Genomic DNA, 11,942 nt, shown 5'->3' with positions numbered 1-11,942 from the left:
AAAACATACGAAAATTTGTTCGTTTTTTTATTTTCAGTAAAAGAAAAACTCTGACAAATTGTCTTATAGACAACTTGTCAGAGTTCAATTACGTAAATTAATCGTTATACATATCACGCACAGGAGTCATGATAATTCGGTTTAAATCATTGACAACTAAGCTAAACGCTTGTTCTTTTTGCATTAATTCGTTGATAACTGCTGTTTCTTGCACTTTCGTTGCAATGCTTTGTGCTTTTTCAGCATCTTCATCCGTGAATTCTTCGCCGCGCATTTGTTTTTCTTGTAGTCCTTGTTGGAATCCTTGGAATTCTTTAAACAATGTGTAAGCTGCTTCGTCTGCTTTTACTTCTTCATACGCTGCTTGTAATGCTTTAAATTCGTCTAACTCACGTAGTTCACGTTCAATCTGATTGGCTGTATCATAAATGTTACTCAATGGAATCCCTCTTTTCTCAATAGTTTCATCTTTATTGTACCATTTCTCTTAGGTTTTCCCAACTAATTTCCTAATAAGCCTCCGAAAATTCCTTCAATCTTGTCTTTGACTTTTTTCGCGCCGTCTTTAATTTGTCCCCCAACTTCATTCAATGTATCTCCGAAATTGCTAGCGCCGTCTTGAACAGAATTTCCAAAGTCTTTCAAGTTATCCCGCCAATTAGAATTGGCACCACCAGTTAAACTATCGTTGCTATCAACAACTTTCCCACCTGTGGCATAAGCATCCGCGACAGGAAATTGTGCTTGTTTGACTTGTGGCAAGATGCCACTGGCTTGACTGTTGAACACCTGTGAGGCATACGTAGCGCTACTGCCTTCCAAATAATGGGTTTTACTGGTTTCTTGGAAGCCTAACCAAGTAGCAATGACAACTTCTGGTGTATAACCAATCACCCACTGATCGTTCGTTTTACTACTATCGAAGTTGGTTTCTGTCGTACCTGTTTTACCAGCCATTACGTAGCCTGCTGGTTGTGCGTTGACCCCGCTCCCAGAACTAAAGACCCCTAGTAACATACTTGTAATCCCGTCTGCAACATCTTTGGTAATGACTTGTTCTTTCTTGACTTTAGTATTATCAACTACAATTGCGCCAGTTGAGTCGACGATTTTTGTAATTAAATGCGTTTCAGTTTTATAGCCTTCATTGGCAAAGGCACTATAAGCTCCCGCCATAGTTAGTGGCGAAACACCCGTTTGTAATCCCCCAAGTGCTAAACCATAATATCGATCTTTTTCTGATAACGGAATGCCAAATTTCTCTGTTTTTTCATAGCCTTTATCTAAACCAATTTGATGTAATAACCACACCGCTGGTAAATTTAAGCTTTCTCCTAAGGCTTGATACATAGGAACTTCTCCACTGTACGTGCGGCTATAGTTTTGCGCTGGATAATAATCTTGTGGTTTATCTTCTAAAACAGAGTCTGGTTTATAGCCAGCCTCTAAAGCTGGTGTATAGACAGAAATTGGTTTTAAGGACGAGCCTGGTGAACGTTTTGTTTGCGTTGCAAAGTTAAAGCCTCGATAAACGTGTTCCCCTCGACCGCCCACCAGTGCTTGCACGCCGCCGGTTTTCGGATCAATGGCTACAGAGCCACTTTGAACCATGGCACCATCTTCTGCATTGGGTGGAAATAGTGCATCATTTTTATAAGTTGCATCCATCGCATCTTGATATTTTTGATTTAAAGACGTGTAAATCTTGTAGCCTTTATTTAAAATATCTTCTTCTTTAAATTTATAACGATTGACCGCTTCATCAATTACCGCATCAAAATAATATGGATATTTGTAACTATTTTCGTCGCCAACATAGGTGTCATTTAATAGACTCGCTAAGTTAACACTCGCTTCTTGATTGGCTTCTTCTTGAGATAGTTTTTTATTGTCGACCATTAGTTGTAAAACGGTATTCCGTCGCGCTGTGGCATTGTCAATGTAATCAATTGGGTTATAAATTCCTGGCCCTTTTAACATGCCCGCTAGCGTTGCGGCTTCCCCCACTGTAACTTGGGACGCATCCACGCCAAAGTATTTACGAGCTGCATCTTGCACGCCCCAGACACCATTACCAAAATAAGAATTATTTAAATACATTGCCAAGATATCTTTTTTCGAATATTTCTTTTCGATTTCAATCGCTAAGAATAATTCTCTGGCTTTCCTATCTAACGTTTGCTCTTGCGTTAAGTAAGCATTTTTGGCTAATTGCTGCGTAATTGTACTTCCGCCACCACCGCCACCGATTTTCCCAAAGGTCAATTTTCCAACAACCGCACGGGCAATCCCTTTGATGGAATACCCTTTATGTTGATAAAACCCGCGATCTTCAGTTGAAATAACCGCATCTTGAATATAAGGAGAAATATTATCCAGTTCCACAAAAGTCCCTTTTTGCCCGAATAATTTTCCGACTTCCTCTCCTGATTCATCATAAACACGTGTTGATTCACTTAGCCCCGATTTTAGGGTCTCAACGTTTGCGGACTTGGCTAAGTAAAATAAATAAATACTGGCACCTAAAGCGACTACCAAACCAATTAACAAGAAAATTTTATTGATTTGATACTTTTTCCAAATCCGCTTTCTGGCTTGATGGAATTGTATTAAATAAGGCTTTATCCACGTCCAAAAATGACGTAATCCGACACCGACTTTACTAAAAAATTGTTTAAGATTGTCCATAGTACTCCCTCTATTTACGTTTCTTGGCTAAGTCTACCATATTCTTGTGGGTACGACCTAGGTCTAAAGCATGAAAAATTCTTGAAAAACAATTTCAATGATCTTTTCGCTGTAGCAAAGGAAATGTGGCCTTCGCTAGAGGTAAATAATTGCTTACGTTTAGAAACGAGTCTTTATTTAGCCTCTATTCTATCATGCTTTTCTTCGTTTTTTATGTAAATTTGTTTAAGAATCTCTCAAGGAACTGCCTTTCTAACAAATTTCAGCTTTTTTTCCGTTCTGACTTGACCTTTTGAGTAGCTTTGTTACACTAAATAGCGAATCAGTGAAAGGTGGGATTTGGTGGAATATTCAATGAGATTACCTGAAAATTTTTCAACAATGACTGTAAAAGAACTATTAGAAAATGAGTGGCTAGTCCCTCGAAAAGTGCGCCATTTTTTACGCACGCGAAAAAATGTCAAAATCAACGGAGAAACAGCTGCTTTTCATTTTCCAGTCCAAGCTGGCGATTGTGTCACCTTAACGTTTGAAGAAACCGATTATGTGCGTCCCACTATTCATTTGGGGGAAGCAACGCGTGTGAAGGTTTTATATGAAGACGAACATTTAATGATTGTAAATAAACCTTATGGCATTAAAACCCATCCAAATCAGCCACAGGAAACAGACACCTTGTTAAATCATGTTGCTGCCTATTTAGCTGAGAAAAATCAGGTCCCTTATGTCGTTCATCGATTAGATAAAGAAACCAGTGGTGCGATTGTCTTTGCTAAAAATCCTTTTGTCTTACCTATTTTAGGGCGTTTATTAGAAACAAAACAAATTTACCGTCAATATCAAGCGATTGTAGCTGGTCACTTTAACCAAAAAGAACAGACAATCAATCAGCCGATTGGTCGTGATCGACATGATCGCCGGAAACGACGGATTGATCCTCAAAAAGGGGATTCAGCGATTACACATGTCCAAGTGGTCCAAGCTCTTTCTAACAATCAAACCGCAGTTACCTGTGTTTTAGAAACAGGTCGGACGCACCAAATTCGGGTCCATTTAGCTAGCGAAGGGCATCCAATTATTGGTGATCCGTTATACAACCCAAAATCGCAGGCAGCTCGTTTAATGCTCCATGCTTCACAACTTCATTTACTCCATCCGTTTACAAAAAAACAAATCGTTGTGACTGCAGCGCCTGGCCTATGGTAAAAAAACAGAAGAAATCGGACGGTAACCGCCGATTTCTTCTGTTTTTTTATTTTACCGCACATTCACTGCTGAGAACGGCATATCTGCGTTTGCTCAGTGTCTTGGTGTTAAACAGTTCCTGAGCTAACTCTCAGCCTTAATCATTTGTAGCCACTCTTTTTGTAAAATTCCGTAATTGTAGATATCCAGCCATTGGCCATCTTGAAATAACGCTTCTCTATCAATTCCTTCTTTTTTGAAGCCTACTTTTTCATAAACATGAATCGCTTTTTGATTGTTACTATTGACAGCTAATCTGATTTTGTGCAAGCCCAATTCATAAAAAGCAAATTTACAAATTAAAGACACCGCCTCAAAGCCATATCCTTGACCACGTTGCTCTTTTTGTAAAATAGCAATCCCTAAATTGGCCCCTCTATTTTTCAACTGTACATCAGACAACGAAACCCAACCAATAAATTCCTCTGTCGTATTTTCTAAAATAGCAAATAGAAATCGATCATCTTCTCCTTTATTAATTGTGAAATCTTTCCATTCTTCAAGCCCCCACGGATGTAAAGCATCCCAGCTCAAATGCCGAAGCAATTCATTATCCCATTGCTGCTTTGCAATATGTTCGATATATTCTTCTCTAAAATGAGAAAAGCCAACGTGTTTTCCTTTTAAAACATTTTCCATAAGAACACCTTTAATTTCCTAAATTATTTTCTATTTGCTGACTATCTATTTCCTCGTATTTTTGTAAAAAAGTGGCAATTTTTTCGATGACACACGCATTTTTATCGCTTTGGTCATTCTCTACCTGAAGAACAAGCAACGGTTCATGCAGACTTAAGCGTAGCAAAAACCAACCACTGCCATATTGACCAGACACGTTTCCCCGAACACCTTCTTGGTTTTCACGGTCCACAGCAAAGTCTGCTTGATTTTCTACAAACAATTCAAAGTCTCGCAAGACTTGTTGCCCATAACAAGTAACATCCTCCGCAGTAATTTTGAAGCGAAATTCGTTGGTTTCTGCCGGTTGCTTCAATGTAGCAATCAGATCTCCTAACGTTTGATTGTTTTGTTTCAATTCTGGTAACAACATTAAAATTTTCGCCACGACATATGCACCATCATCCAGATTGTAGTTTTCTTGAAACGCTGCATGACCACTGGTTTCAATGGCTAACGGTGTCTGAAAGCCCCCATGATTCAATTCAATCATTTTATTAATGACATTTCGGTAACCAGAAATATAACGAATCTGTTGGCCGCCTTTTTCTTCAATAAATGTTTTTAAATGACTTGAGGTTGGCGAATTTGTCACAATATAACTACCAGGCGCTTCTTTTAAAACGATTGCCGCTAAAACAGCAATTAAATTATTTCGGTTTAGTACCTCACCTGATTGGTCCACTACGGCCGAACGATCTACATCTGTATCAAAAATAATGCCCAAATCTGCCTGATTAGCTAAAACAGCTGTTTGAATACTTTTCATTGCTTCAGAATTATCTGGATTAGGTACATGATTAGGAAAATGCCCATCTGGTTCTAAAAACTGTGATCCCGTCGTATCAGCGCCCAAAACTTGAAGAACCTGCTCCGCAAAGAAGCCCCCAGCCCCATTACCCGCATCAACGATAATTCGAAAGCCCTGTAAAGGTTTCTCTTCGGGCGAATGAATTCCTTGGCGGATTTTTGCCACCAAATGTTCCGCATAAATTGGCAGTAACTCTTGCTTCATCAGTGTGCCATTTTCATTGGCTGTCAGCGGATCAGTATGAGATAAAATATACCGAATATCTTCTTTCTCTGCTCCACCTTCTGCTGTGAAGAACTTCAAGCCATTAAAATAGTAAGGCAAATGGCTAGCTGTGATCATAATCGCTGCATCACATTGAAGCGTTGGAAATTGAGTAGCCATAAACATAGCAGGCGTCGTAGCTAAACCAACGTCAATCACCTGAATACCTAATGAAAGAAACGTATCTACTAATGCTTGCTTAATCGGATCCGCCGTTAGACGACTATCATGTCCGATTGCAATTGTCAGGCGCTGTTGTGCCTTTCGTGGCAGCTGTTTTTTATCCTGTAACCAACGAACCACGCCCACCGCAATTTCGGCTACTACTGTTGCGGTTAATGTTGCAGTTTGCTCTTCCGTATCCAAAGCAATTCCCCGAATATCCGAACCATTTTGTAGCGCTTTCAATTCTACCAAGAAAAAAACTCCCTTCTATTGATGCTTTCAATTTTAAAAAATCATATTTTCGATACGTTCGATAAAGTGTTCCGCATCCTCTTCTGAACGTGTAATCACAATAATCGTATCCGCACCAGCCACTGTACCCGCCACTTCCGGATAAGCTACTTCATCTAAAAAGTTACTCACCACATCGGCATTTCCCATCTCTGTATGCAAGATGACAATAAATTGTACTCGCTCCATTCGAACAACTGAATCTTTCACTGATTCTCGTAATTTCTCTTCACTGCTTGTGCCTTGTGCTTGAGAAAAAATTGCATATTTGACACGACCATCTGCACCATGTGTTTTAACAATACTCATTTCACGGATATCTCTTGAAACAGTCGCTTGAGTGGCTCGGACGCCAAGTTCTTCCAAACGAGTGATTAATTCATCTTGTGTTTCAATTTCTTGTTGCATAATTAATTGTTTAATCAAACGTTGACGTTCTGCTTTTTTCATATAGACCACTCCTCTCCATTCATTTCTTTTATTATATCCAAAAATGAGTAAAAATACAGGTACTTTTCACATTAAACTCTTTATTTATCTGAAAAAGACTGGATAAATGTTTATATACCAGTCTTTTTCAGTAAAAAATACTTATTTAAGAAGATTCTTTTCTTTTAAATAGTCTTTCGCCACTATGCTAGGATCTTGCCCCTCCACATTGACTTGATAATTCATTTCACTCATTTCTTCTTCGCTAATTTTTCCTGCCAATTTATTCAATATTTCTGCTAATTCTGGATATTTTTCCAACGTTGCTGTTTTAATAAGTGGTGCTCCTTGATAAGGCGGAAATAGCGCTTGATCATCTTCTAACGTTACTAAATCGTATTGTTTCAATTCACTATCCGTTGAATAGGCATCAATCACATTTACCTCACCATTATTAATCGCTTGATAGCGTAATGCCGGTTCCATCGATTGGACATTCAGATTTAAATGATATTTTTCTTGTAATCCCTTATAACCATCTTGCCGATCAATAAATTCTAACGTAAAACCTGCTTTCAACTGATTGCTAATTTTCTGTAAATCACTAATCGTTTTTAATTGATGCGCTTTTGCAAATGAGCGCTTAACTGCGACGGCATACGTATTTTCATAGCGCATCGGTTTCAACAAAGTAAGGTTTTCTTGTTTTTTCAAGCCAGCGCGTGCCGCTTCATAGACTACTTGAGGTTGATTGTCTAGCTGAGGAGGATTTTTTAAAAAGGTTTCGATCACTGTTCCTGTAAATTCCGGATAAAGATCGATTTCATCTGATTTCAAGGCATTATATAAAAAAGTAGTCTTGCCAAAGTTTGGCTTTAACGTCACCTGAATGTCGCTATTTTCTTCAATTAAGGCTTTATACATATTAATAATAATATCTGGTTCCGCTCCTAATTTGCCAGCAATTGTCAGCTGTTTTTCCTTTGAAGAAGTTTGTTGATTCCAGAAAAATGAACCACCTAACAAAAGGCCTAAAATAGTACCGCCAATGATTAGTCGCCGCCCATTCGCTTTTTCCAACCAATGAATTCCATAATTAAATAAGACTGCTAGTGCAGCTGATGAAAGAGCTCCAATAAAAATCAACGATAAATTATTTCGATCAATTCCTAATAAAATGAAGGTCCCTAAACCACCTGCTCCAATTAACGCCGCCAACGTGGCCGTACCAATAATTAAAACGGTAGCCGTTCGAATCCCAGAAATAATAAATGGTAACGCCATTTGTAACTCAAACTTAAACAGTTTTTCTTTTTTACTCATCCCAAATGCTTCTGCAGCTTCTTCTAACGAAGGATCAATTTCCGTCAAACCAGTATAGGTGTTTTGTAAAATTGGGAATAAGGCATAAATCACTAGCGCAACAATTGCCGGTGGTCGACCAATACCAATTAACGGAATCAGTAAGCCTAGCAAGGCTAAAGAAGGGATGGTTTGGAAAATCCCAGTCACTTGTAACAGACTTTCCGCTAACTTACGATGACTTGTTAAATAAATGGCTAAAGGAATTGCAATCAACGCAGCGAATAATAACGAGATAAAGGACAATTGCATATGCTCGATTAACGCTTGCAGATATTCTTCTTTTCGAGCGAAAAAAGTTTCAATCAGTGCTTGCATCTACTGTCCCTCGCTTTCCAACAGCTGTTCCATAAAACGAGTAATCGTTTTTGAGGTGATACACCCTAAAACTTGTTGTTTTTCTACTAAATTTGCTTTCTCTTGTGCATTAATGAGTTGGACAATCTCTTTTAAATTGGTTTCCATGAAAACAGTTGGCACTGGCTCAATCGTCTCATCTGCGGCTTCTAAAAATGCAGTCAAGTCAGCGCCACAATAGTTCGCTAGTTCTGGCGAAGATTGTTTGAAAAATTGACCGACAAAATTATTTTTCGGATGTTTTTGAATGGCTTCTGGCGTATCGACTTGAATAATTTTGCCAGCGTCCATAATACAGATGCGCTCTCCTAACAGTAAAGCTTCATTCATATCATGGGTCACAAAAACAATGGTACTCGCTAATTCCTGATGAAGTTCTTTCACCAAACGTTGAAGATGATGTCTTGAAATCGGATCTAGCGCGCTAAAAGGTTCATCCATTAAAATCACTTCTGGTTCGGCTGCAATGGCGCGTAAAATCCCGATACGTTGTTGTTCGCCTCCTGAAAGCGCTGCTGGCTTACGATGCAGATATTCCTCAGGATCCAGCTGAACTTTTTTCAATAGTTCAATGGTTCGCTCTCTGCGTTGCTCTTTGGGCCATTTTTTCATTTCAGGAATCAACTCAATATTTTCCGCCACGGTTAAGTTAGGAAATAAGGCAATTTGCTGAAGAACATAGCCAATTTTTAGTCGTAATTCACGTAAAGGGTAGTTGGTTACCGCTTGCTCATTGAGAGCCACTTCACCTGTCGTTGGCTCAATGAGCCGATTAATCATTTTCAAAGTCGTCGTTTTTCCACTACCACTCGGCCCTACTAATACAAAAAATTCGCCTTGTTGGATTGTTAAATTCACATCGGACAAAACAGCATTTTCTTGATATACTTTTGAAACATTTTGAAATTTTATCATTTATTTTCACCGCATCTTTCACTTCTTAATAAACAAAATCTTTGGAGGATCGTCACTCTTTCAGTATAATTTAAGACTAACATCCTGCCTAATTTTTTGTTTTAAGCGCAAGTATGTGGGGGCTCATTTAACGGCTGCCGGTTCGTATCTACAATTATCTACTCAATGAATGGAAAAATTGTCCTCTTCTGCCTTAAACAAAAGTGAACTGTTTTCTACTAAAAGGAGTGATCGTTATGGAAAACGACAAGCGAATTTATAAATGGGACAACGTGAAACTTTTTTTAATTTTCTTAGTGATTTTTGGGCATATTTTAGATCGTGAAGCTTCTCCTTCACGACTCATGGAAACGATCAACTTTTGGATCTATTCATTCCATATGCCAGCCTTTATTTTTGTCTCTGGACTCTTTAGTAAACATGCCATTAAACAACGAAAATATCTACGCTTACTTTCCTTTGTTTGGCTTTATCTCTTAGCGAAGTTGTTGATTACGCTTGCTAATTTCGCCTTTGCAAATAAAATGAATTTTGATTTACTGAACGAAACAGGCGTTCCTTGGTACTTACTTTCCTTAGCAAGTTTCTACTTAATTACCATCTTTCTTCAGCGCGTTCAGCCGAAAATCATGTTGCTCATCATCATTGTTATCGGCTGCGCCTCAGGCTATTTGCCTGTGGAAGGTTTCTTGTCTTTAGGACGGACTCTGGGCTTCTTCCCTTTCTTCTATTGTGGCTACTTAATGGATATTCAAAAGCTACAAACCTTTTTAGATCATCGCAAAGTCAAATGGGCAGCGATAGGCGTAATTTTAAGCTCCTTTTTATTTGTAAATAGTCAATGGTCATTGGCAACGAAATTTTGGGGCTTCTTAACTGGTTGGGCTTCCTACGCTGAAATTAGTCCGGCCTTTGAATACAGTAGTTTCATTCAGCTGTTCTTTTACGTTGCTGCAGCATTGGTGTCTCTTTCTTGGTTTGCATTATTGCCGAAACGAAAGTTACCTTTAAGCGCCCTCGGAAAAGATACCCTCTACCCTTATCTCTTGCATATGCCCTTAATTATTCTGTTGGAAAGTGGTTTGCAATTAGACACACTCTTTAAAGAATGGTTTGCTTTCCGAATCCTGGCACTTTTCTTCTTAGCCCTCTTCATTTTAGCTATTACGAATATGCCTGTGGTGAAACGGGGAGCGGATTATCTTTTTAATCCAATTGCGTATGTGTTGCCAAAACAATGGTTAAAAGTTAAATAAAAAAAGAAGAGCGTGGGACAAAAATCACTTTGGATTTTTGCTCCACGCTCAAAAACTGTTAAACGGCGAGAGTTGCAATGTTTCACTGTGAAGCATGAACAGATGAAATCATCGTACCTACTTGGTTCTTGGAGCTAAACACTTTTGTCTCATCCTCCACTTTTATCTCAGATTTTTTTCAACTATTGAAACAATCCTTTAATTTTATCAAACAAACCATCGGTCGTTGTATCAGCTAACATCGCTGTAATTTTATGATAGTGTTCGCCTAATTCATCTTTATGTTCTTCAATGAATTGTTGCGCATGTTCCACGTTACCTTCTCCAATTAAATCTTTTGCTTTTTGAACTAATTCTTCTACGTTCATTTTCACACGTCCTTTGATTAAATAGTTAACAATAAGTGTTTCACTCATTGCCTTTTCTCCTATTTATCGTATCGTGGGATCCTTTGATTTGCAAGAAATTTTCAGTAAATTGACGGTTCTGATTTTGGGTTTTTAAAAGGCAAAAATTGCAAAAAAAGCTGTTTTCGAAAATCGAAAACAGCTTTTTTACTTTACTTCGCTAAACGATAAATAGCAAAGCTTTGAATTCCTTGAAAAAAAAGGTTTTTTTAAGCAGCAAAATAAAAAATCACAACTTTTCCACAACTAGGAACGAATGTCGGGCAGGCTTACCTATACATAATTTCTTTCTATAGTAGAAAATTAATGATAAAATAAATTGAAAGTATTTCTAATACTAACAAACTGGTTATTTAAGGCAATATCTAAACAGTAAAAACTGAATATAGAAAGGGTGGATAATTATGGGCTTATTCAATCATAAAAAGAAAGATGATATTGAATTTACAGAAACTAGCTCTTACGGTCCTATAAAAATAGATGAAACAAGAAAACTATTTAAATATAAAAGTGAAATTTTTAATTATACTGATTTAATTAGCTTTGAACTAATCGAAGATGGAAATCAAGTTACTCATGGAGGCATAAGCTTAGGAAGAGCAGCATTAGGCGGAATACTATTTGGAACTTCAGGTGCTGCGATTACCGGTGCATCAAAAATAAAAAAAGAAGATAAAAATTATTGCTCCCAATTAGATATAATGATTCACGTTAAAAATAGTCCTAAACCTACTAAATTCATAAAGCTAATAACTTTTAAAATTGACAAGTCAAAATTCATGTATAAGCAAATGGCAAACACCGCAAAGGAAATTTTAGGTGGTTTAAACTATATATTGGATAACATAGAAACACAAACATCAAGTGATAATGCAATAGACCAATTTGATAATTTAAAAAAATTAAAAGAACTTTTAGATATGGGGATTCTTTCTCAAGAGGAATTTGATAAAAAGAAACAGAAATTGTTAGATTTGTAATAGATATTTGGGAGATATGTTATGGCAAAAATAAAAAAACATTTAAGCAAACGAAGACAACAAATAAGAAGTATTTTTCATGACTGTAAACCTA

At 37.6% G+C, this 11,942-nt stretch carries 11 protein-coding genes; 3 read left to right on the top strand and 8 right to left on the bottom strand.

The features are described from left to right. Positions 1 to 97 precede the first annotated feature (97 nt). A complete protein-coding gene (locus IGK72_RS02550) occupies positions 98 to 439 on the bottom strand; it encodes a YlbF family regulator (RefSeq protein WP_002355518.1) in 342 nt (113 codons plus the stop codon). Between the two features lie 62 nt (positions 440 to 501). Continuing rightward, on the bottom strand, positions 502 to 2,688 hold the full coding sequence (locus IGK72_RS02545) for a PBP1A family penicillin-binding protein (protein WP_002355517.1): 2,187 nt from the start codon (positions 2,686 to 2,688) through the stop codon (positions 502 to 504). A gap of 342 nt (positions 2,689 to 3,030) precedes the next feature. Between IGK72_RS02545 and IGK72_RS02540 the strand changes: the two genes are divergently transcribed. Then, on the top strand, positions 3,031 to 3,894 hold the full coding sequence (locus IGK72_RS02540; RefSeq protein ID WP_002364824.1) for an RluA family pseudouridine synthase: 864 nt from the start codon (positions 3,031 to 3,033) through the stop codon (positions 3,892 to 3,894). 123 nt (positions 3,895 to 4,017) lie between these two features. Here IGK72_RS02540 and IGK72_RS02535 read toward each other — a convergent pair whose 3' ends face one another. The 5 genes from IGK72_RS02535 to IGK72_RS02515 form a co-directional block, all read right to left on the bottom strand. Then, positions 4,018 to 4,572 (bottom strand): GNAT family N-acetyltransferase, encoded by a 555-nt coding sequence (locus tag IGK72_RS02535; RefSeq protein ID WP_002398141.1) that lies wholly within the window; start codon positions 4,570 to 4,572, stop codon positions 4,018 to 4,020. A gap of 10 nt (positions 4,573 to 4,582) precedes the next feature. Next, positions 4,583 to 6,103 (bottom strand): phosphomannomutase/phosphoglucomutase, encoded by a 1,521-nt coding sequence (locus tag IGK72_RS02530; protein WP_070416173.1) that lies wholly within the window; start codon positions 6,101 to 6,103, stop codon positions 4,583 to 4,585. A 33-nt stretch (positions 6,104 to 6,136) separates the two neighbouring features. Beyond that, on the bottom strand, positions 6,137 to 6,592 hold the full coding sequence (gene argR, locus IGK72_RS02525; protein ID WP_002355509.1) for an arginine repressor: 456 nt from the start codon (positions 6,590 to 6,592) through the stop codon (positions 6,137 to 6,139). A gap of 141 nt (positions 6,593 to 6,733) precedes the next feature. Then, positions 6,734 to 8,251 carry an ABC transporter permease/substrate-binding protein gene (locus IGK72_RS02520; protein ID WP_002364825.1) on the bottom strand — a complete coding sequence of 506 codons (1,518 nt, stop codon included), beginning with the start codon at positions 8,249 to 8,251 and terminating at the stop codon, positions 6,734 to 6,736. After that, the gene (locus IGK72_RS02515; protein WP_002363150.1) at positions 8,252 to 9,205 is read right to left on the bottom strand and encodes an ABC transporter ATP-binding protein; all 954 of its coding nucleotides are present in this window, start codon (positions 9,203 to 9,205) and stop codon (positions 8,252 to 8,254) included. Between the two features lie 236 nt (positions 9,206 to 9,441). Here IGK72_RS02515 and IGK72_RS02510 point away from each other — a divergent pair, with 236 nt between their 5' ends. Next, positions 9,442 to 10,461, top strand: coding sequence for an acyltransferase family protein (locus IGK72_RS02510; RefSeq protein WP_430608893.1), 1,020 nt, complete (start codon positions 9,442 to 9,444; stop codon positions 10,459 to 10,461). Between the two features lie 182 nt (positions 10,462 to 10,643). Here the strand turns inward: IGK72_RS02510 and IGK72_RS02505 are convergent, their stop codons facing one another. Then, positions 10,644 to 10,877, bottom strand: a complete 234-nt coding sequence (locus tag IGK72_RS02505; protein WP_002355504.1) for a hypothetical protein — start codon at positions 10,875 to 10,877, stop codon at positions 10,644 to 10,646. A 395-nt stretch (positions 10,878 to 11,272) separates the two neighbouring features. On the opposite strand from IGK72_RS02505, the gene IGK72_RS02500 reads away from it, so the two are divergent. Beyond that, positions 11,273 to 11,848 carry an SHOCT domain-containing protein gene (locus IGK72_RS02500; RefSeq protein ID WP_070416175.1) on the top strand — a complete coding sequence of 192 codons (576 nt, stop codon included), beginning with the start codon at positions 11,273 to 11,275 and terminating at the stop codon, positions 11,846 to 11,848. The last annotated feature ends 94 nt before the right edge of the window (positions 11,849 to 11,942 follow it).

This window comes from Enterococcus sp. DIV0183 (genome assembly GCF_050541505.1).
In the GTDB taxonomy this organism is placed as follows: domain Bacteria; phylum Bacillota; class Bacilli; order Lactobacillales; family Enterococcaceae; genus Enterococcus; species Enterococcus faecalis.
This window is presented reverse-complemented; position numbering and strand designations above follow the sequence as displayed.